General features: G+C 69.6%; 15 protein-coding genes. 8 read left to right on the top strand and 7 right to left on the bottom strand.

Annotated features, from left to right (window positions below; translation table 11 throughout):
* The 4 genes from GF068_RS19010 (at nucleotide 1) to GF068_RS18995 (ending at nucleotide 9,175) form a co-directional block, all read left to right on the top strand.
* Nucleotides 1-1,710, top strand: a complete 1,710-nt coding sequence (locus tag GF068_RS19010; protein ID WP_153820822.1) for an alpha/beta hydrolase — start codon at nucleotides 1-3, stop codon at nucleotides 1,708-1,710.
* A 2-nt stretch (nucleotides 1,711-1,712) separates the two neighbouring features.
* Complete coding sequence (locus GF068_RS19005) at nucleotides 1,713-2,930, top strand: efflux RND transporter periplasmic adaptor subunit (protein ID WP_153821191.1); 1,218 nt, start codon at nucleotides 1,713-1,715, stop codon at nucleotides 2,928-2,930.
* Complete coding sequence (locus tag GF068_RS19000; protein WP_338046462.1) at nucleotides 2,927-6,028, top strand: efflux RND transporter permease subunit; 3,102 nt, start codon at nucleotides 2,927-2,929, stop codon at nucleotides 6,026-6,028. The genes GF068_RS19005 and GF068_RS19000 overlap by 4 nt, the downstream gene beginning before the upstream one ends.
* 723 nt (nucleotides 6,029-6,751) lie before the next feature.
* Nucleotides 6,752-9,175 carry a metallophosphoesterase family protein gene (locus tag GF068_RS18995; RefSeq protein ID WP_153820821.1) on the top strand — a complete coding sequence of 808 codons (2,424 nt, stop codon included), beginning with the start codon at nucleotides 6,752-6,754 and terminating at the stop codon, nucleotides 9,173-9,175.
* Between the two features lies 1 nt (nucleotide 9,176).
* Here GF068_RS18995 and GF068_RS18990 read toward each other — a convergent pair whose 3' ends face one another.
* Nucleotides 9,177-10,433: an ArsB/NhaD family transporter gene (locus GF068_RS18990; protein WP_153820820.1), complete on the bottom strand. Its 1,257-nt coding sequence runs from the start codon at nucleotides 10,431-10,433 to the stop codon at nucleotides 9,177-9,179.
* Nucleotides 10,434-10,672: 239 nt separating this feature from the next.
* On the opposite strand from GF068_RS18990, the gene ribA reads away from it, so the two are divergent.
* Nucleotides 10,673-11,353, top strand: coding sequence for a GTP cyclohydrolase II (gene ribA, locus GF068_RS18985; RefSeq protein ID WP_153820819.1), 681 nt, complete (start codon nucleotides 10,673-10,675; stop codon nucleotides 11,351-11,353).
* 12 nt (nucleotides 11,354-11,365) lie between these two features.
* Here the strand turns inward: ribA and glmU are convergent, their stop codons facing one another.
* Nucleotides 11,366-12,781: a bifunctional UDP-N-acetylglucosamine diphosphorylase/glucosamine-1-phosphate N-acetyltransferase GlmU gene (gene glmU / locus GF068_RS18980; protein WP_153820818.1), complete on the bottom strand. Its 1,416-nt coding sequence runs from the start codon at nucleotides 12,779-12,781 to the stop codon at nucleotides 11,366-11,368.
* Nucleotides 12,782-13,005: 224 nt separating this feature from the next.
* Here glmU and GF068_RS18975 point away from each other — a divergent pair, with 224 nt between their 5' ends.
* Together GF068_RS18975 and GF068_RS18970 are read left to right on the top strand one after the other, a co-directional pair.
* Nucleotides 13,006-14,304: a hypothetical protein gene (locus GF068_RS18975; RefSeq protein ID WP_153820817.1), complete on the top strand. Its 1,299-nt coding sequence runs from the start codon at nucleotides 13,006-13,008 to the stop codon at nucleotides 14,302-14,304.
* A 168-nt stretch (nucleotides 14,305-14,472) separates the two neighbouring features.
* Nucleotides 14,473-15,291 carry a lysophospholipid acyltransferase family protein gene (locus GF068_RS18970; protein ID WP_153820816.1) on the top strand — a complete coding sequence of 273 codons (819 nt, stop codon included), beginning with the start codon at nucleotides 14,473-14,475 and terminating at the stop codon, nucleotides 15,289-15,291.
* Between the two features lie 3 nt (nucleotides 15,292-15,294).
* Here GF068_RS18970 and holA read toward each other — a convergent pair whose 3' ends face one another.
* Nucleotides 15,295-16,353: a DNA polymerase III subunit delta gene (gene holA, locus GF068_RS18965; RefSeq protein WP_338046461.1), complete on the bottom strand. Its 1,059-nt coding sequence runs from the start codon at nucleotides 16,351-16,353 to the stop codon at nucleotides 15,295-15,297.
* A 66-nt stretch (nucleotides 16,354-16,419) separates the two neighbouring features.
* Here holA and GF068_RS18960 point away from each other — a divergent pair, with 66 nt between their 5' ends.
* Entirely contained in the window at nucleotides 16,420-17,151 is a 732-nt protein-coding gene (locus tag GF068_RS18960; protein ID WP_240807033.1) for a YqjF family protein, read from the top strand.
* Between the two features lie 149 nt (nucleotides 17,152-17,300).
* Here the strand turns inward: GF068_RS18960 and GF068_RS18955 are convergent, their stop codons facing one another.
* From GF068_RS18955 to kaiC, 4 genes are read right to left on the bottom strand one after another with little or no spacing between them, the layout of a single operon-like run.
* Nucleotides 17,301-19,022, bottom strand: coding sequence for a hybrid sensor histidine kinase/response regulator (locus GF068_RS18955; RefSeq protein ID WP_153820814.1), 1,722 nt, complete (start codon nucleotides 19,020-19,022; stop codon nucleotides 17,301-17,303).
* Nucleotides 19,019-19,411, bottom strand: coding sequence for a circadian clock KaiB family protein (locus GF068_RS18950; RefSeq protein WP_153820813.1), 393 nt, complete (start codon nucleotides 19,409-19,411; stop codon nucleotides 19,019-19,021). Before GF068_RS18950 ends, GF068_RS18955 begins: the two co-directional genes overlap by 4 nt.
* A gap of 10 nt (nucleotides 19,412-19,421) precedes the next feature.
* Nucleotides 19,422-19,736 carry a circadian clock KaiB family protein gene (locus tag GF068_RS18945; RefSeq protein WP_153820812.1) on the bottom strand — a complete coding sequence of 105 codons (315 nt, stop codon included), beginning with the start codon at nucleotides 19,734-19,736 and terminating at the stop codon, nucleotides 19,422-19,424.
* The gene (kaiC, locus tag GF068_RS18940; RefSeq protein ID WP_153820811.1) at nucleotides 19,733-21,463 is read right to left on the bottom strand and encodes a circadian clock protein KaiC; all 1,731 of its coding nucleotides are present in this window, start codon (nucleotides 21,461-21,463) and stop codon (nucleotides 19,733-19,735) included. The genes GF068_RS18945 and kaiC overlap by 4 nt, the downstream gene beginning before the upstream one ends.
* Between the last annotated feature and the right edge of the window lie 59 nt (nucleotides 21,464-21,522).

Raw genomic sequence — 21,522 nt, 5'->3', positions numbered from 1 at the left:
ATGCCCCTCCGCCGCATGCGCCCCTCGGTCCTCGCCCTCGCGAGCACCTCCGCTCTCCTCGCCGCTTGCTCCGATCCCGCCCCGGCCCCGGGCCCGGTCGCGCCTGCGCCCTACACGCCGCCGCCGGACTCCGTCGTCGTCGAGGAGGGGCCCGTGCGGATTCGCCGCGACGTCTTCCTCGTGCCCGGCGTCACGCCGCCGCCGAACCCCGTCACCGGCAGCGCCACGCCCGCCGAGTACAACGTCGTCCGCGTCGTCCGTTACCGCGTCGACGCCGATCCGCCGGCCCCTGCCCGCGCGGTCGCCGTCCTCATGCCCGGCTTCCTCGGCGGCGCCGGCAGCTACGATCCCATGGCCCGCGCCGTCGTGCGCCGGAGCAAGGACGGCGAGGCCTTCGAGGCCTGGGCGATCGATCGGCGCGCGAACCTGCTCGAGGATCATCACGGCCTCGACGTCGCCGAGTTCCGCAAGGACCCCGAGATCGCCAAGCGTTACTACTTCGAGGAGGAGGCCGCCGAGGGCAAGACCTTCCCGGGCTTCGTCGATCAGGCGAAGGTCGACTACGCCTCCGAGTGGGGCCTCGACACCACGATCGGCGACCTGCGCCGCGTGATCGAGGTCGTCGCGCCCGCCGAGCGCAAGGCGCGTGTTTTCCTCGTCGGCCACTCGCTCGGCGCGACGATCGCCGAGGAGTACGCGGCCTGGGACTTCGACGGCAAACCCGGCTACGGCGAGCTCGCCGGCCTCGTCCTCGTCGACGGCGTCGCGCGGCAGGAGGGCGCCGCCGCGCCTCCGCTCACCGAGGACGAGTACATGCAAGGCACGGGCATGGGCCCCGGCGGCTTCGCGCCTCCCGGCCTCGACGCGATCCGCAAGAACACGCGGTACATCGCGCTCCCCTTGCTCGGCCTCAAGGTCTACCCCGTCGCCGCCATCGCGGGCATGCGCGCGCTCTGGACGCCGGCCGAGATCACCGAGGATCCCTACCGCGACAACGCCTTCCGCACGTTGCTCTCGCTCACCGAGGTCCCGCGCATGACGAACCGCGCGGCCATGGGCTTCGCCATGGACGACGCGTCGAACGGCGTCTCGTTCGCCGCCGTCTCCTGCGGCGAGAGCAAGGGCGGCGCGCTCGGCGAGTACGACAGCCTCTTCGGCACGAAGCTCGTGCAGCCCTCCGATCCTACGGCTACGTACGATTGGGTGGAGTACGACGCGACGAGCCCCCGCGAGCACACCTCCCTGGAGGACATTTCGCGCTCCTGGTTCGAGGGCCCCTCGCTCGACTTCGCCGAGTGGTACTTCCCGGCGCGCCTCTCGCTCGACGCGCAGGCGGCGTCCACGCTCGTCCTGAAAGACGGCGACTGGCCCCTCGCCGCCCACGGGATGCGCGCGATCCACGGCGCTTCCATGGATCTGCCGATCTTCGCCGCCGTCGCGAACCTCGTCGGCGACACGGCGGCGCTCGACCCGCTGCGCGCGCTCGTTCAGAACGTGCCCATCGGGCCGGAGAGGCCCCTCGCGGGCACGCCGCGCACCGATCCCGACGCGTTCCGCGTGCTCGACATCATCGAGCTCACCCACATCGACCCTCTGTCCGGCACCGATGACGGCGGGGGAGACGTCACGAAATGGTACGACGCGCTCACCACGTGGATGACCACGAACAGCCCCGCTGGCGGGGTGGTCCTCGCTCCCTCGGCCCCGTGATCATGCCTGTCCTCGAAGCCACACGTCGCCTCGCTCTCCTGCTCTTCCTCGGCGTCACGCTCCCCGCGATCGTGCTCTTCGGTTGCTCGAAGAAGGACGAAGGCCCGCCCGGCGGCGGCAAGGGGAAGATGGCGTTCCCCGTCGAGCTCGCGCCCGTGCCCGCCGAGCGGGTCGAGTACACCGTCACCTCGGTCGGCACCGTCGACGCCTACGAGCGCGTGCAGGTCACGGCGCGTGTCGCCGGCGTGATCGAGCACGTGCGCTTCTCCGAGGGCGACGTGGTCAAGAAGGGCCAGGTCCTCGTGGAGATCGACCCGGCGCGCTTCAACCTCGCGGTGCGCAGCGCCAAGGCCATGCTCGAGCGCGCGCAGGCCACGGCGGCCGAGGCCCAGCAGAACCTCGAGCGCCGCACGAACGCGGGCCCCGACGGCGCGGGCGTCTTCTCGAAGGAGGACATCGAGGGCTGGAAGGCGCGATCACGCACCGGGGCGGCGCAGGTCGCCGAGGCGAAGGCCGCGCTCGACGAGGCGAACCTGAACCTGCGCGACGCGTACGTGCGAGCGCCCATCGAGGGCAAGATGCAGACACGTACGGTGCAGACCGGCCAGTACGTCCAGCCGGGCACGGTGCTCGGCACGGTGCTGCGCCGCGACCCGCTGCTGCTTCGTTTCCCCGTCCCCGAGGCCGACGCGCCGCGCCTGCAGGCGGGGCTCGCCGTCTCGTTCAGGGTGACGGGCGTCGATCACGACTTCGCCGGGAAGCTCACGCTCGTCGCGGACGCCGCGGATCCGGCGACGCGGATGGTCCCGGTCGTCGCCGAGGTCTCGGACGAGAAGAAGGACATGTTGCGGCCAGGCGCGTTCGCCGACGTCACGGTGCGCGTGGGCGCGAGCGAGAACTCGGCCGTCATCCCGCAGACCGCGATCCGCCCGAGCGAGAAGGGTTTCCTCGCGTTCGTCGTGGAGAACAACGTCGCGCACGAGCGGGTGCTCACGCTCGGGATGCGCACGGCCGACGGGCGCGTCGAGGTCCGCAAGGGCGTCTCGCCCGGCGAGATGCTCGTCGTGCGCGGGGCCGAGCCGCTGCGTGACGGCAGCACCGTGCGGGTCGCGTCGCCCAAGCCGCCTGCCGCGAGCGCCGCGCCCGCGTCCGCGCCCGCCCCGAGCGCCGCGCCTGCCGAAGGCGTCGGCGCTCCATCGAAAGGAGGGAGCGCCCCGTGAGCCTCACCGAAGCCTGCCTGCGCAAGCCGGTCCTCGCGTGGATGATGATGCTCGCGACGATCGTCTTTGGCCTCGTCGCCGCGACGCGTATCGGCATCAGCCAGTTCCCCGACGTCGATTTTCCGACCATCAACGTCAACGTCACCTGGGAAGGCGCCGCGCCCGAGGTCGTCGAGAACGACATCGTCGAGATCATCGAAGAGGCCGTCGTCCAGGTCGAGGGCGTCAAGTCGATCACCTCCTCGTCGCGCCAGGGCAGCGCCTCGATCACGGTCGAGCTCGACCTCGCGCGTAGCGTCGACGCCGCCCTCCAGGACGTGCAGGCGAAGGTCTCGCAGGCCCAGAGGCGCCTGCCGCCCAACATCGACCCGCCTGTCATCTCCAAGTCGAACCCCGAGGATCAGCCCATCATGTGGGTGGGTTTGTCGGGTCCGTATCCGCCCCAGACGCTCGCCGACTACGCGCGTTACCGCGTCAAGGAGAAGCTGCAGACGGTGCCGGGGATCGGCGAGGTGACGCTCGGCGGTTACCTCGAGCGCAACGTCCGCGTCTGGTTCGACGCGGACAAGCTCGCGGCGAAGAACATCACGGTCACCGACGTCATGGCGGCCCTGCGCCGCGAGCACGTGGAGATGCCGGCGGGGCGCCTGGAGACCGCGGGCCGCGAGGTGAACGTGCGTGTCCTCGGCGAGGCGCTCGACCTCGACACGTTGCGCCGCATCGTGGTGCGCGAGAGCGACGGCGTCGCCACGTACATCGAGGACGTCGCGCTCATCGAGGACGGCTTCGAGGACGTGCGGCGCATGTCGCGCGTGAACGGCCAGCCCGCGCAGGGCATGGGCATCCGCAAGCAACGCGGCTCGAACGCGGTCGCGGTCGCGAACGGCGTGAAGGAGAGGCTCGACGAGATCCGCAAGACCTTGCCCGAGGGCATGGAGCTCGCGATCAACTTCGACTCGACCCGGTTCATCGAGCAGTCGGTCCACGAGATCGAGCTCGAGCTCATCCTCGCGGTCGTGCTCACGGCCCTCGTCTGCTGGCTCTTCCTCGGCTCGCTCTCGAGCACGCTGAACGTGATCCTGGCGATCCCGATGAGCCTGCTCGGGACGGTCGCGGCGATCTACTTCCTCGGCTTCACGCTGAACACCTTCACGCTCCTCGGCCTCTCGCTCGCGGTCGGCATCGTGGTCGACGACGCGATCATGGTGCTCGAGAACATCTTCCGGCACGCCGAGCAGGGCAAGGATCGTGTGCGCGCCGCGCGCGAGGGCACGGCCGAGATCACCTTCGCCGCGCTCGCCGCGACCGTCGCGGTCATCGCGATCTTCATCCCCGTCATCTTCATGGAGGGGGTGATGGGGCGCTTCTTCTTGCAGTTCGGCGTGACGCTCTGCATCGCCGTCGCGTTCTCGTACGTCGAGGCCATCACGCTCGCGCCCGCGCGTTGCGCGCAGCTCCTCGTGACCTCGCGCGAGGGGCGCAGCAAGGTCGGCGTCTTCGTCGACGAGGCCTTCGAGAAGCTCGGCAAGGGGTACGGGTGGCTGCTCGCGCGGGGGCTGCGCTTCCCGTCGCTCGTGCTGCTCTCGTCCGTCGGCCTCTTCGTGGGCGCGGTCTTCGCGTTCAAGGCGCTGCCCGGCGAGTTCGTCCCCTCCCAGGATCAGAGCCGCCTCATGGTCCGGCTCACGACCGCCGTCAGCTCCGACATCCACGAGACCAACAAGATCGTCTCGAAGGCCGAGGCCATCGTGAACAACGCGCCCGAGGTCCAGCGCGCGCTCGTGATCGTCGGCGGCTTCGGCTCGGGCGCCGTCAACAGCGGCATGATCTTCACCACGCTCGTGCCCCGCGACCAGCGCAAGCTCAAGCAGAACGAGTTCGCGGCCGTCTTGCGCAAGGAGCTCAACTCGATCCCGGGCGTCCGCGCCGTCGTGCAGGACCTCTCGCAGTCGGGCTTCACCGCGTCGCGTGGCTTCCCCGTGGAGTTCTCGATCCGCGGGCCCGAGTGGAGCGAGCTCGTCCGGCACAGCGAGCGCATGAAGGCCGAGCTCCAGGCGGCCGGGCTCGTCGTCGACCTCGACTCCGACTACCAGCTCGGCATGCCCGAGCTACGCATCGTGCCCGACCGCGCGCGCGCCGCGGATCTCGGCATCTCCGTCGAGGAGATCGCGACGACGCTGAACGCGCTCGTCGGCGGCGCGCGCGTGGGCAAGTACAGCGCGGGCGGGCGGCGCGTCGACGTGCGCATGCGCCTGCTCGCGAGCCAGCGCTCGCGGCCCGAGGACCTCGCGCGCCTCAAGATCCGCACGAACACGGGCGAGCTCGTGCCGCTCTCGACGCTCGTGAAGTACGAGGAGCGGCCGGCGCTCCAGGCGATCACGCGCCGTGATCGCGAGCGGGCGATCACCATCTTCGGCAACGTCGCGCCGGGCAAGTCGCAGAGCGACGCGCTCGCGCTCGTGGAGAAGATGGCCAAGGACGTACCGACGGGTTACCACGTGGTGCTCGGCGGCGCGTCGGTCGCGTTCCGCGAGTCCATGGGTGGCCTCGTCTTCGCGCTGATCCTCGGGATCATCGTCGCGTACATGGTGCTCGCGTCGCAGTTCAACTCCTTCCTGCACCCGGTCACCGTCTTGACGATCCTCCCGCTCTCCGTCGCGGGCGCCGCGTTCGCGCTGCTGCTCATGAAGCAGACGCTCAACATCTTCAGCATGATCGGGATCGTCCTCTTGATGGGGATCGTGAAGAAAAACTCGATCATCCTGGTCGATTACGCGCTCGAGTTACGCAAGGAGGGCAAAAACGCCCTCGACGCGATGCTCGAGGCGGGGCCGGTTCGCCTCCGGCCCATCCTGATGACGTCCATCGCCACGCTGATGGCCGCCGTCCCTTCCGCGCTCGCGCTCGGCGAGGGCAGCGAGGTGCGCGCGCCCATGGCGATCGCGGTGATCGGCGGCCTCGTGATCTCGACGGGCCTCTCGCTGCTCGTGGTGCCGGCGTTTTACGTCGTCGCCGACCGCGTCGCGTCCCGCCTCGCGCGCTTCCGTCGCGCCTCTGCGCCGCCGATCGCCGAGCCGGTCCCGCCTCCGCCTCACGCTTGACGCGCCGGGCCTCGGGTGGAAACTCCACCGACCGATGCGTGCTCGCCGCGTGCCGTCCCGGCAGAAAAGTCGATCGAGGCTGTTGCGGTTTGGGAGGCGCGGCTTTAGGTGCGCCGCAGGCTCGTGATGCTGCAAGGAACATTCCGCAGCCAGGACGGTCCGGGGTTCGCCGCGGGCGACACGAACGTGCACAATCCGCGTCGGTGCAGGCTTGCTTCTTCTGCACATCGTGTAGGATTGGCGCATGCCGACCGCCGGAGGCCGAGGGTGTCACGCAGCCGCGATCCGAGGGACGATCGCGCCGCGCGCACGCGGTGCCGGGGCAAACGCGGCTTTGTCGCGCTGCGGCGCCTCGGTCTCTCGCTCTCTGTCTTGCCTTCTGGCCAGGTCTTCCTGGAAAATCTGAAAAATCGGCCTTGCGGAGATGATGCCCAATGAGTGCGAGCGCCAAGAACCGACCCGCGGCCCCGGCCGCCGCTGTTGCCCCTCGCGAAGCGGCGTTTCAGGATGCAGTGGTTCTCGTTCGTGAACCCTTCGTCATCGACCGCGCGGTGGCCATGCAGGCCATGCGGTACACGAAGGAGCTCCTGTCGGGCTCTTTCGCGCCGAACACACAACGTGAGTCCGTGCCTTCCGAAAACCCGTCGACCTCGAGGCGACGCGCTGCGAGCGGCCGCTAGATCCGTAAGAGCGGTCCGCGCGTCGACGTAGCGCTGGGACCGAATGTACATCCTTCATCTGTCGGATCTTCACGTCACGGAGCCCGGGCAAACGCTCGACGACGTGTGGATGCACCCCGCGCAAGCGCTCGGGACGTTGCACCCGGCGCCCTTCGACTTCGTCGTCGTCAGCGGGGACCTCACCCAGCGCGGCAGCGCCGACGAGTACGACGAGCTGCTCGAGTTCGCCGAGCACCGCGTCCTGCCCCTCGTGGCGGGCCGCGAGCGCGCGCGCGTGATCTTCGTCCCGGGCAACCACGACGTCGACTGGGGCGCCGAGATCGGCGAGCCCGTGCGCGCCACGACGCTGCGCACCGCGCACGACTTCGACCTGCTCGAGCAGGAGATGCAACGCCTCAAGCGCTCGCCCGACCTCTCGGATCTGCGCATCGACGTGGGCCGTTACGGACACCTCGACCTCGTCAAGCTGCGCGTCGGCGCGGAGTACAACAAGCGCTTCGCGAACGTGCAGCGGTTCTTCGACCGCTTCTACGGCGAGTCCTTGGATGGTCGCGGTCGGACCTTCGATCTGCTCGACGCGAACGAACGCGAGCACTGGTCGGCGCACGTCTTCCCCTCGGAGAAGGTCGCCTTCTTCGGCTTCAACTCCTGCCACCGGAACGACAAGTACTGGACCGGCGCCTGCATCTCGACCCGCGCGGTCTCCGCCGCCCGCGACTTCGCCAACGGCCTCGATCGCGACACGCTGCGCGTCGCCGTCTGGCACCACGGCTTCACCAGCGAGCGCGGGCGCCCCGACTACCTCACGCTGCAGGACGTCGGCACCCTCTACGCCGCGGGCTTCCGCATCGGCTTCCACGGCCACACGCACCAGGAGAGCTCGAAGCTCGTCGAGCTCTTCAAGAGCCGGTTCGTCATCATCTCCACGGGATCGCTCGGCTCGGCCGCGCACGAGCGCCCCGGCGCCGTGGGCAACCAGTTCTCGGTGGTGCGGCTCAGCCCGAGCACGGTCAGCGTCGAGGTGTACGAGCGCGACGGCGAGGCCGGCGAGTACGCGCTCGAGCCGAAGCGCAAGTACTTCGAGGTGAACTGGGAGCCCGTCGCGCAAGCCGAGCGCTTCGTGAAGGCCCGCGAGCACACGCGCATCTGGAGCGTCGGCGACGACGGCATCGCGCTCGTCGAGGTGGAGCTGCGTGACTTCGTGGCGCCCGTCGAGACGCCGATCGCCGTGCTCGAGCCGCCGTACAACAACGTCCAGGCCGAGCCTCGCGCGACGACGTGGCGCGGCCGCCGCGACGTGAAGGAGGAGGCGCTCGGCGGCGGGCGCGTGCGCTTCATGCTCCAGGGCGCCGACAAGACCGAGCGTTACCTGACGTGGAGCTACCACCTCTCGAACGCCGTCGCGCTCACGCAGGCCGAGCTCAACCTGCTGGAGAAGCGCGATCGCTGGTACCCGAACCTGATCGACGGCTACGACGTCCGCTCGCACGTCGTGCGCTTCGAGTCCGATCACCTCACGCTGGCGCTCGTCTTCGCGGAGAGCTCGGGGGCGACGATCGAGGACGCGTACCCGATGGTGGAGCGCTGCTACGAGCAGTTCGGCGAGCAGCGCTGGGAGCCGGTGGAGTTCGAGCAGGAGCGCTGCCGCTCGCACTTCATCGTCGGCAAGGCGCACGTCGAGCTCAAGATCCCGGGGCCGATCGTGGGCTACCGGTACTCGCTCGCGTATCGCCCCGGAGGGCTCGGCAAGGAGTACCCCGAGGCCGCGAAGTGGACCGCGCGCGCCTTGCTCGAGCGCTGCTGCGGCAAGCCGATGTCGCTCCAGTCGATGTCGGCGAAGCTGACGGAGGCGGTGGGCACGGCGATCCTGAAGATCGCCACGGCCTCGCCCTGGGGCGCGCAGACCGTGCCGATCACGAAGGGCCTGCTCGGCGAGCGTGGCTCGTGGATGGGCATGATCTGGGACGCGAGCCTGCGTTTGCTCTGCCCGGCGTTTGGCCAGTTCTGGCCTCAGTCCTGGGCGGCGCGGTTCGCCTGCGGCAGCGGCGTCGCGGGCCACGCGTTCCGCTTCAACAAGACGGCGGCGTGGCATCGAGATGCGAACGCGACGACGAGCATCATCTACCAGCCGAGCCCGGACCATCACCGCCTCTTCGCGCGGAACTACCGGTGGATCCTGTGCTTCCCGCTCCGGCTCGCGCCCGAGGAGGAGAGCTCGCTCGGCGTCGTGGGTCTCGCGAGCGAGGAGGAGAACACGCAGGTCGAGCGCGCGCTCGGCCACCTCGCCCGCGCGATCTGCACCGAGACGCTGGACCCCGAGGCCGCGAAGCTGCGGCGGATGCTGGAGACCGTGGTGAACGTGGTGTTCTGGACGCTCGTGGCCGAGGCGAAGGACGGGCTCAGCGAGAGCGAGCAGCGGTATCCGCGGCACGTGTTGAAGTCGCTGCTGTCGTCGGCGACGGACTAGATCAACCCGCGAGCAGGAGGTAGCCGATCGCGACGATCATCGAGGTGATCGTCACGGGCAAACCCGCGCGCAGGTACGTGACGAACCCGATCTCGTCCTCCGCGTGCGCGGCCTCGACGACGATGATGTTCGCGACGGAGCCGAGCAGCGTGAGGTTGCCGGCGAGCGTCGTGGCGATCGCCGTGACCGTCCAGGCGAGCGTGGGATCGGGCAACGTGCGGATCATGGGCTCGGCGAGCAGGATGAAGGGGACGTTGCTCACGACCTGACAGCCGAGCGTGAACATCGCAGAGAGCGCCACCATCGAGGCGCCCGGATCGGCTGGGATGTACGGCCGCGCCGCCGCGAGCGCCTCGTCGACGAGGCCCGTGCGCTGGAAGGCGGCGGCCACGATGAAGAGCGCGCCGAAGAAGACGAGCACGGTCCACGTGACGCCCGAGAAGAGCGACGTGGGATCACGCCTGCGAAGGACGAGCAGCGCCGCCGCGCCCGTGAGCGCCGCGAAGGCGAGGTTCGCGCCCGCGAGGAAGGCGATCGAGACGCCGAGGAGCACGACGAGCGCGAGCGCGAGCTCGCCGCGGGATCGAGGCGCGGCGATCGCAGCCGGTTCGACGGGCGTCGTCGCGCTCGAGACGACGAGGCGCTTGCGGAAGAGGAAGTGCAGCGTCGCGGCCGTGACGAGCAACGCGAGGAACCCGGCTGGTCCGCCGCGGAGGAGGTAGTCCCGGTACGACAGGCCCGACAGGTGCGCGACGAGCATGTTCTGCGGGTTCCCCGCGAGCGTCATGGCGCTGCCCGCGTTTGCCCCCATCGCCAGCGCGAGCAGGTACGGCACGCGCGGCAGGCCCGCCCGGCGCGCCGTCGCGTCCACGACGGGCGCGAAGAGCACGCACACGGGATCGTTCACCAGCACCGCCGAGAGCACGCCCGAGGCGAGCGTCGTCCCGTACAGGAGCCCGACCGGCGAGGGCTGCCGCGTGAGCAGGAACGACGCGGCCCTCTCGAAGAACCCGGCCTCGGCGAGCGCCGCCGAGAGCAGCATCATCCCGAGCAAGAGCCCGATCGTGTTCGGCTCGACCGCGGCGAAGGCCGCCTCCGCGTCGATGCCCCAGCGCGGCTCGATCGACGCGAGCACGACCATCACGCAGGCCCCGGCGAGCGCGCCCCCGGGCCTGCCGATCGGAAGGAGCGACAGCCGCCGGAAGGCGATCAAGGCGTAGGTCGCGACGAACACGACGAGCGTGGGCAGGTGGCTCATGGCGGGTAGCGGGGCGGCGTCGGAAGCTTGCTCGAAGGCGGAGCGCGGGGGCTCGGCGGAACGCGGGCGGGCGAGCCCGCGGGTTTGTCCTCTTCGGACCCGCGGCGGGGCGTCCGGGCGCTCCCGACCTTGTCACGCCCGGGGCCTTACGCTACGTAAGCAACCCCCGGAGCTCCCGAGCAACCTGGGATCTCCCGGGAGATGCTATACACGTCCACGCATACGCGGAGGAGAGCGAGATGTACGTCCCCGACGTGGTGATACGGCCTCGGCTCGAGATACTGGCGAAGGCCCCGGTGCCGACGCAGACGGGTTTGTTCGACATGATCGTGTTCCGGTACGGGGAGCAAGCCGCGGAGAGCGGCTTGTCGCCGGACCACGTGGCGCTGGTGATGGGGGATGTGCGAGGACGCTCGTCCGTCCTCGTCCGGGTGCACTCGGAGTGCCTGACGAGCGAGGTCTTCGGCTCGCTCAAGTGCGACTGCCGGGGCCAGCTCGAGGCGGCGCAGGCCGAGATCGCGCGGCGCGGGCAGGGCGTCGTGTTGTACCTGCGCCAGGAGGGACGGGGCATCGGGCTCTCCAACAAGATCCGGGCGTACGACCTGCAGTCTCGCGGGCACGACACCGTCGACGCGAACCGGCTGCTCGGGCTGCCGGACGACGCGCGGGATTACGCGCCCGCCGCGGCGATGCTGGAGCACCTCGGCGTCGCCTCGATCCAGCTCATGACGAACAACCCGCTCAAGGTGCAGGCGCTGCGCCAGTTCGGGACGCGGGTCGAGACGCGCGAGCCCTCGATCGTGGGGACGAACCCGTTCAGCCAGGGTTACCTGGAGGCGAAGCGGCAGCGCATGGGGCACGCGCTGCCGGCGCTCGACGCGGCCCTGCACGCCTCGGCCGAGGGCATCGACGCGGAGTGAGGGGAGGGGCGCTCAGCCCTTCTTCAACGAGCCAGCCTTGAGCCTCGCCTTGAGCTTCGAGGCGTAGCCCTCTTTGTTCTCCTGCTTCACGCGGCCGATGGCGAGCGCGTCGTCCGGCACGTCGCGCGTGACCGTCGTGCCCGTCGCCACGTACGCGCCCGCGCCGATCCGCACGGGCGCGATGATCTGCGAGTCGCTGCCGATGAAGGCGCCCGGGCCGATCTCGGTGCGGTGCTTCTTGAACCCGTCGTAATTGCAGAAGATGGTCCCCGCGCCGATGTTGGCGCCTTCGCCGATGTCGCCGTCGCCGAGGTACGCGAGGTGATTGGCCTTCGCCCCGCGCCGGACCACGGTCTTCTTCGTCTCGACGAAATTGCCGATGTGCGCCTCGGCCTCGATATGGCTCTCCGGTCGCAGGTGCGAGAACGGCCCGATCTGCGCATTCTCGCCGATCGTCGCGTCGCTCGCGACCGAATAAGGTTTTACCACGGCCGAAGGCGCGACCTCCACGTCCGTCAAGACCGAGCCCACGTCGATCCTCGCGTTCGCCCCGATCCGGGTTTTTCCGCGCAGGACCACGTGATGCTCGATCACCGCGTCCGGCTCCACGACGACGGTCGCGTCGATCCGCGCCGTCGCTCGCACCGTCGCGCCCGCGCGCCGGATCCGGTCCGCGATGCGCCCGTAAAGGACGTCCTCCGCCGCGGCGAGCTGCGCCCTGTCGTTCACGCCCACGAGCGCCGCGGCGCTCTCGGCCCGCGCCGAGGCGACCCCGCCCGCCTTCGCCGCAATGGCGACGATATCCGTCAAATAAAGCTCGCCTTGCGCATTGTTTGGTTGAAGCCCCGCCACCGATTCTCGCAAAAAGCTCGCCCGCGCCACGTACACGCCGGTGTTCACCTCGCGCACGCGTCTCTCCGCCTCCGTCGCGTCGCGATGCTCCCGCACGGCGGCGATGTTCCCTCCCGCGTCGCGCAGCACGCGCCCGTACCCCGTCGGATCCTCCGTCACCGCCGTCAGCATCGCGAGCGGCGCGCCCCCCTCGAGCGAGCGCGCGAGCCGGACGAGCTCGGCCGGATCGAGCAGCGGCGTATCTCCACACAGCACCAGCACCCGCTCGGCGGCCGGATCGAGCGCCGGCAAGGCCGACCGCACCGCGTCGCCCGTCCCGCGTTGTTGCTCCTGCACCGCGGTCCGCACCCGATCGCCGAACGCCTCTTCGAGGTGCGCGGCGAGCTCGTCCCGGCCATAACCCACGACGACCACGACGTCCCCGCAGCCCGCGGCGAGCGCGGATTCGATCGCGTAGTCGACCATCGGCCGGCCGCAGAGCGCGTGGAGCACCTTCGGCCGCGCGCTCTTCATGCGCGTGCCTTGCCCGGCGGCGAGGACGATGGCGGTGAGGGGGGATCCGGCTTGGGTCGTCATCGGCGCCGAACCTAGCACGGTCGTCCCTCGCCCGTCGAATTGGAAAACTACCGTCCTGCTTGCAAAACGGAATGCGAGGTTGGTCTCGTCGGGTGGTATGTGACGTGACCGGATTGCCGTCGAAACCGTGCCAAAATGAGATCTCTTCGCGAGCAATGAAAGCTTTTTGGTGATCCGCTCGTCAGGCCCGGTGTATGCACACAGGGGAAGGACGGAGGGATCTCATGACCCGTTTCGCTCACGTATCACTCGTGACTCTCGCGCTCGTGTTCGCATCGGCTTGCAGCAAGGGCGAGGAGCCGGCGCCGGCACCCGGCCTGGAGATCGAGGCCGAGGCTGCTGTCAACGCGGAGCTCGGGGCGGAGGCGCTGGTCGAGGAGCACGACGAGGGTACGGTCGCGTGGCGCATCGACGGCGACGGCCAGGTGAAGGCCGCGGTCACGGCCACGGCCACCGGGCGCGTCAAGCAGGACGTCGGCGGCTCGGTCATCTTCAAGGTCGACGGGGGCGAGCCGAAGACGGTGCCGCTCGTGCTCGACGCGAAGACGGGCCTGCTCGTCGCCGCCGGGCCCAAGCTCGAGGCGGATCTGACCGAGGTCAGCTACACGGTGACGATCTCGGGCAAGCCGTGGAGCGGCGTCATGCACGTGCCCGTGGGCGGCACGGCGGAGCTCGTCGCGGGCGCCAAGGTCACGGCGGAGGCGAAGCTGCCCGACGAGACCGTGGGCCCGCACGGCGGGACGATCCAGATCGTCGGAGAGGATCGGCTGGAGATGGTCGCCGACGCGGACACGGGCGAGACGCGCGTGTACGTGCTCGACGTGGACCTGAAGCCCGTGCGGATCGAGTCGCGAAAGCTCCGGATGGGCTTCATCGCCGAGAAGACCACGTTCGTGAACTTCGATCCCGAGCCGTCCGGCTTTTACTTCTCGGCGAGGCTCGGGGCCTCGGCGTCGCTGCTCAATCCGCTGCGCGTGACGGCCTCGCTCAGCGTCGGCAGCAGGACCCACGCGGCGATCTGGGGATATCGTCCGGGTATTCGCGTGTATGCCCCCACCGCGACGGTGCGTATCGCCAGCGCGCCGCGGATTCGCTTCGGCCTGAGGGGCGGCTTCGACAGCGGCGTCGACGTGTATGGTCGTGCCCACGTGAAGGTGCGATACGACGACCACCATCACCACCACGACCACGATCGGGTCCGCGTGAAGGGCAAGAGCGGGCGCTGGCACGACGACGACGACCGCAGGAAGGGCGACAATGGCCGGCATTTCGGCCAGGACGGCACCTTCGCCCGCGATAGCGGCGGCTTCAAGCAGGACAACGCCCGGCACCCCGGCGGCAAGGACAGGGACCACGGCTCGAGCGCGAAGGGCGGCGGCAGCGTGAGGGTCAGCGCCGGCGGCAGCGTGAAGAGCAGCGGCGGCGGCAGCACGAAGGGCGGCGGCGGCAGCACGAAGGGCGGCGGCGGCGGCGCGAAGGGCGGCGGCGGCGACAAGGGCGGCGGCAAGGGCGGCAAAAAATAACCGCCTCGCGGCACGAATGTAAAAATTCCTTCCGCCTTCTGTCAGGTTCTCGTCACGATTGCGTGACATCCAACGACGCAGCGCAAAACACGCATTGCGTCATCCTCGAAACAGCCCTCCCTCCTCTTGCCGGCTTTTCAGCGGTCGGGTAAAGATGGGCCTTCGCTCATGAAGGCCAAGCTCGTCTCGCTCTGGAACTGGTTCGAGATCTTTTCTGTCGTGGCGGTGTCGACCGGCGCCGTCGCGGTGGTGTTTGTCTTGACCACACCCTTCGACCGCGTACGAAAAGTCACGGGGCGGTTCTTCCGTATTTGCGGGACGATGCTCATCCGCTTGAACCCGCTCTGGAGCGCGAAGGTCACGGGCTGGAAGAGGCCCAAGGGCAGCGGGCCTTTCATCGTCGTCGCCAATCACCAGTCGATCGCCGACATCCCGGCGATCAGCTATTTGCCTTGGGAGATGAAATGGCTCTCGAAGGAGAGCAATTTCAAGGTCCCAGGCCTCGGCTGGATGATGACCATGGCCGGCGACATCCCGCTCCGCCGCGGCGAGAAGGAGAGCGCGAAATCGGCGATGGAGCGCTGCAAATGGTACCTCGACCGCGGGATGAGCGTGATGATCTTCCCCGAAGGCACGCGCTCCGCCGACGGCGAGATCAAGCCCTTCAAGGACGGCGCCTTCCGCCTCGCCCTCGAGACGGGCGTGCCCATCCTGCCCGTCGTGGTCGCCGGCACGCGCCACGCGATCCCCAAAAACTCCTGGGTCTTCGGGGTGAAATGCCAGGCCCGCATCGAGGTCCTGCCGCCCGTCGAGGTGAAAGGTTTGACGATGGACGACCTCGACGCCCTGCGCGACCGCGTGCGCGGCGATATCTCGGCGGCCTTCGAGCGGCTCGGCAAGTGGATGCCCACGCTGCCCACGGAGGAGAGCCCCGAGAGCAACGACGCGCCAGCGGCACAGGCCGCCATCGCGCCTCCGCCCGCCTGATCCCTACCGGCACATCGCGATCACCATCGTCTCCAGCACGGCCTGCGGCGAGCGCTTCGAGCCCTTGAGCGCTCGATCCGCCTCCGCGAGCAGCCGCACCCACGAGACGAGCATCCCCCGCGGCAGCGATTTCAACGTCTGCGCCGTCTCCTGCGCCTTGAACGGCGGCAGCCCCGCGCGCGCGGCCGCCTCGTTCACGCTTGATCCCGCCCGCAGCGCCGCGTCCATCTTCACCATCTTCCGCACGTTCGACGCGATGAGCCCGAGCAGCGGCAGCCCGCCGTCCTTCGTGTCCACCACGTCCGCGAGCACCGCGAGCGCCTTGTCGAGCCGCCGCCGCGTCAGCGCGTCCACGAGGTCCCACACCGAGCTCGGCCGGACCTTCATGACCATCGTCACGACCGCGTCCTCCGTGATCGGCTTGCCTTCGCCGACGAACAGGCTGAGCCGCTCCATCGCGTCCGCCACGTACCCGAGCTCCGGCCCGGCGATCTCGGCCAGGTGATCGGCCACGTCCGGCGAGATGTCGTGCCCCCGCTCCTTGGCCATCTGCCGCACCACGGTCGGCAGGGCCTTGCGGCTCACGGGCTCGCAGTGGACGAGGAAATCCTCCTTCTTCGCCGCGGTCACGAGCTTGCGTTGCGCGTGCAGCTTCGTCGCCGACAGGACGAGCACCGTCGTCGAGGCGGGCGCCTTGGCGTACTCGGCGAGCGCGTCGAGCGGGCCGAGCTCCTTCGCCCCGCGTTTGCCCTCGGAGGCGCCCCTGCCGCCCTCGTCGTCGTCGCTCTCGCCCTTCTTCTCCCAGCGCTCGAGGCCCCGCCCGAGGACGAACCTCCGCTTGGCCATCATCGGCACCTGCTTCGCGGCCGAGAGGATCGCGTCCACGCTCGCCTCGCCGGCCGTGAACTTGTCCTCGTTGAAGCCCGCGATGCCGCCGAGCATCGTCGCGTCCCGGAGGGCGTGCACGACCTTGTCGGCGAGGTACCGCTCCTCGCCGACCACGAGGTAGACGGGCCGCAAGGTCCCCTTCGTGGCTTCCTGGATGGCTTGCTCGGGCGTCACGGGTTACCTCGTTCGTCCCTCCGGAGGGGCGCGTCAAGCGCGGGAAGAGGTACCATGTTCCCCATCATGATCGACCGCCTCTCTCCGGCCGAACGTCCGCCGGGCCGGCCTGCCGGCTTTCAGCGGTGGCGAAGTCTGCTGTTTTTGCACTGGGAGGTGCCCGCCGCGGCGCTCGCGAGGCTCTTGCCCTCGGAGCTCACGGTCGACACCTACGAGGGAAAGGCGTGGGTCGGCGTCGTGCCCTTCACGATGCGGGACGTCGCGCCCCGCTGGTCCCCGTCCGTGCCGGGGATCAGCCATTTCCACGAGCTCAACGTCCGCACCTACGTGCACCGGCGCGGCGAGGACCCGGGCGTCTGGTTCTTCAGCCTCGACGCGGCGGCCACGATCGCGGTCGCGGTCGCGCGGGCCGGCTGGCATTTGCCCTACCACCGCGCCTCGATGAAGCTCGATATCACCGGCGATACCGTCGAATATCGGAGCAAGCGCCTCTTCCCGGGGCCGACGCCCGCCGAGTTCGAGGCACGTTACCATGTCGGCGCGTCGATCGGCCCCGCCAAACCCGGCACGTTGACGCATTTCTTCGCCGAGCGGTACATCCTGTATGCCCGGACGCGCGCGGGTCTGTCGATCGGGCGCGTGCACCACGTGCCGTATCCGCTCCACGAGGTGCAGGTCGAGTCGTGGCGGGATGGAATGGTCGCGTCGGCGGGGCTGCCCCCGCCGACGAGCGAGCCGCTCGCGCTCTACAGCCCCGGCGTCGACGTCGACGTCTACAACCTCGTGCCCGTGGGCTGAGAGGGTATTCCACAGGCTGCTGCGCGGCTCGATGCGTCGGTCGGACTCGCTCAGCGTACAAAGTACGCCTCGCTCGCCCTCCCTAGCCTCGAGCCGCTCGCGACGCCTGTGGAACACCCTCTGAGGGCCCCGCGCATCCGGACAAACCCTCACGAGCGCCTCGCGCCGCTCCCCTTCCGGCCCGAGAGCAGCCCCTGGAGGGCCTGCGGATCGAGCGGCTTGCGGAGCTGGTGATCGATCCCCGCCTCCTCGAACCTGCGCCGATCCGCCTCGCCCGCGTCGCTCACGCCGATCACGAGCGCCTTCGACGTCGGCCAGGTCGAGCGCAGCCGCCGCACCACCTCGAAGCCGTCCATGTCCGTCCGCCCGATGTCGAGCAGCACCACGTGCGGCCGGAACGTCTCGGCGAGCAGCACGACCTCCGCGCCGCTCTGCGCCGCGCGCACGTCGTAGCCCCAGAGCCCGAGCAGCTCGGCGAGCATGTCCGCCGCGTCCGTGTTGTCCTCGACGACGAGCGCCCGCTGCGCGCTCGCCGGATCCTCCTCGCCAGGATGCGGCCTCGCGCTCGCCGCGTCGCGCACGACACGCGGCAGGCGCACCACGACCTCGGAGCCCTTGCCCACGCCCTCGCTCCGCGCCTCGACCGCGCCGCCGTGCATCGTGATCAGGCTCTTCACCAGCGTGAGCCCGATCCCGAGCCCGCCCTGCGACCGATCGAGCGCGCGCTCGCCCTGCACGAACAGATCGAAGACGCGCGGCAAGAGCTCCGCGGGCATCCCGATCCCGTTGTCCTTCACGCAGACCGTCACCGAGGCCTTGTCCTGCGCCACCGAGAGCGCGATCTCGCCGCCGCGCTCCGTGTACTTCGACGCGTTGTTCAGGAGGTTCACGATCACCTGCTCGAGCCGCGTCGGATCACCCTCCACGAGCACCGGCGCCGCGGGCAGCGAGACCCGGAGCGTGTGGCCCGAGCTGTCGACGAGCGGCCGCGCCGCGTCCACCGCGCTGCGCACGATGGTCCCGAGATCCACGAGCTTCGTCTGCAGCGTGATCGTCCCGCGCGTGATGCGCGAGACGTCGAGCAGGTCGTCGACGAGCCGCGACAGGTTCCGCGCCTGCCGCTCGATCACGCTCCGGAAGCGCTCGACCCGCGTGTCGCCGTGCGTCGCGACCCGGATCATCTCCGCCGCCGTCAGGATCGGCGCGAGCGGGTTTCGCAGCTCGTGCCCCAACATCGAGAGGAACTCGTCCTTGCGCCGATCGGCCTCGCGCAGCGCCTCGTTCGCCCGCAAGAGCTCGTCCGTCCTCGCCGCGACCCGCGCCTCGAGCTCGTCGTTCGCCTGCCGCAGCGCCGCCTCCGCGGCCTTGAGCGGCGTCAGGTCCGTCGCGACCACCGTGAACGTCGGGTCCTCCTCGCCCGCGTCCCGGATCGAGAGCATCACGGGCAGCCGCGCCCCGCTCGCTTGCACGAACGCGAGCTCCCCCTTCGCGCTGCCCTGCGTGGCCTTCTCGAGCAACGCGGCGAGCGCCTCGACCCCGTCCGGCGCGACGAACGCGCGCAGCGAGCCCCCGAGCACCTTGCCGAGCGGGCGCCCCAGCATCTCGGCGAGCTTGCGGTTGGCGAAGAGGATCGTCCCGTCTCCGGCGATCGTCATCGCCCCTTCGTTCAGCGTCTCGAGCAGGGTCCGGTGCGCGTGATCGGCGCCTCTCAGCACGAACACCCGCGGCGCGCCCTCGGCGGTGACCACGAGCGCGTCGACCTCGCCGGCGCGGATGGCCGCGAGCGTCGCCTCGGCCTCGTCGAGGCGCAGGATGAGGTCGTGCGCGACGACCTCGGCCGTGTCGTTTCGTTCCTCGTCCTTTTTCGTCATGCATCCCCCGTGGATTGCGGAGGAACGCCGAGACCCGCGAGGACACGCTCGATGTCGGAGAGCGAGCCGATGATGCGCTGCACCGGGAGCGGATACTCCCGCACCAGCGTCGGCGCCGCGACGATCTGCGCGTCGCGCGCGAGCCACGGTTCCTGGTTCAGGTCGTGCACCTCGAGGTCGAAGCGGCCTGCGAGGTGCTGGTCGCAGAGCCTCCGCACGTTGCGGATCGCCCACCGCGACCTCGGCGAGTTCCCGACGACGTAGAGGCGCAGCACGTACGTCTCTCGTGGTTCGTCGGCGAGCGCTTGCCAGAAGGCGCTCGTGTCCTCGGCGGTCGCCGGGGCGCTCGCCCCGTCGCTGCGCCCGTCGTCGTGATCGCTCCCCCCCATGGCCGCGCTCTCAACGAGGTCGGACGTCGAGGCCCACGAGCACGCGCTCGGTGTTCGAGAGATCCCCGATGATCTTGCGGATCGGCTCCGGGAGCCGCCGCACGAGCGTGGGGATCGCCAGGATCTGATCACCCTCCGCGAGCTTGGGGTTCACGAGCAGATCGATGATCTCGATGCTGTACTTGCCCGCGAGGTGCTCCTCGCAGAGCCGCTTCAGGTTGGACAGCGCGAGCAGCGACTTGCGCGTCTGACCTGCGACGTACAGCCGTAGCTCCCAGATCTCGGGGCTCAGGTCGTGATCGACCCCGTTCACGTGGCTCGTCATGCGGCACCTCCGTTGTGCTTGCTCGGGTCCGCCTGCCGAAGACGGGCCATCTGTTCGCGATCGCGGCCGAGGAGCGCCTCCTGGCGTCTCTCCTGCTCCAGGATGGCCAGGACCTCCTGCTCCTCGGCCTCGAACTCCGAGCGGAGCGAGGCGATCTGCGCCTCGAGCTGGGCGCGCCTGCGGGCGAGGTCGCGCTGCTTTCGCTCCATCTCCTGCTGCCGCGCGAGCGCCTCGGCGCGCTCCAGCGCCTCCTGCGCCTGCCGCGCCGAACCCGTCAGCACCCCCGCCGGCCCCACGTACACGTCGAGCAGGTCGATCCCGTGGGACCCCATGACGAACTCGCGCACCTGGTTCGAGTGCGACATGCCCCTCGACTTGAGCACGTAGAGCCCCCGGTTCCGCTCGCCGCTGCCCTCGAGGAACTGCAGGAGCAGCCACGTATCCATGAGCGACGAGATCCCCACGTCCGTCTCCTCGATCGCGTCGCCGCCGGCGGTCAGGCTCGTGAAGAGCGTGGTGATCCCGCGGCCCTTCAGGAAGTCCACGAGCCGCATCAGCATTGCGCGCACCTCGAAGGGCGAGGCCACCATGGCGAGGTTCGTCACGGGATCGACCACGACGACGCCCGGCTGGAACGACTCGATCTGCTGGTGCATGTGCGCGAGGTGCATCTCCAGCCCGAAGAGCGTCGGGCGGGACGCGTGGAACGCGAGCAGCCCCTCGTCGAGCCAGGGCGTGAGGTCGACGCCGATCGAGCGCATGTTGCGCACGTACTGGCCCTCGGACTCCTCGAACGCGAAGTAGAGGCAACGCTCGCCGCGTCGGCAGGCGGCGTGCACCACGTGCGCCGCGAGGCTCGACTTGCCCGTGCCCGGCGTCCCCGAGACGAGCACGCTCGAGCCGCGGAAGATCCCCTTGCCGTCGAGCATGGCGTCGAGGCGCGGGACGCCGGTCGACATGCGCTCCTCGGAGGCGGGGTGCGAGAGCCCGAGCGACGTCACGGGCACGACGGAGATCCCGCCGCCGTGGATGAGGAACGGATACTCGTTCGTCCCGTGCTTCGTCCCCCGGTATTTCACGACGCGCAGGTAACGCGTCGCCACCCGCTCGTGCACGCGCTGGTCGAGCAGGATCACGCAGTCGGAGACGTACTCCTCGATCCCGTGCCGCGTGAGGGACCCGTCGCCGCGCTCGCCGGTGATGATTGCGGTGACGCCTCGATCCTTCAGCCAGCGGAAGAGCCTCCGGAACTCGGAGCGCAGAATGCCCTCGTTGCCGAGGACCGAGAACAACGTCTCCAGGGCGTCGATGACCACGCGCTTCGCCCCCACCGACTCGATCGCGTACGCGAGCCGCACGAAGAGGCCATTGAGGTCGTAGTCCCCCGTCTCGAGGATCTCGCTCCGCTCGACGTGCACGTAGTCGATGGCCAGCAATTTGCTGTTGACGAGCCGGTCGAGGTCGAAGCCCAGCGAGGCGACGCTCTGCGCGAGCTCGTCCGCGGTCTCCTCGAAGGCGAGGAATACCCCCGGCTCGCCATACTCGACCGCGCCGCGGACCAGGAACTCCATTGCGAAGAGCGTCTTCCCCGACCCCGCGCTCCCGCATACCAGCGTCGTGCGCGCCCTCGGGAGCCCCCCGACCGTGATTTCATCAAATCCCTTGATGCCGGTGGGCACCTTTTGCAAAAGGTTCGACGATTTCACGGTCTTGCCCACAACATCCATTGAATCGTATGTGCTCATACGAACCCAGCTCCCAGAACAATGGGCAAACGATCGCCCGA

The sequence above is a fragment of the Polyangium spumosum genome (assembly GCF_009649845.1).
Lineage (GTDB): Bacteria > Myxococcota_A > Polyangia > Polyangiales > Polyangiaceae > Polyangium > Polyangium spumosum.
Note: the sequence above shows the minus strand (reverse complement) of the source record. Positions and strands in the feature narration are given on the sequence as shown.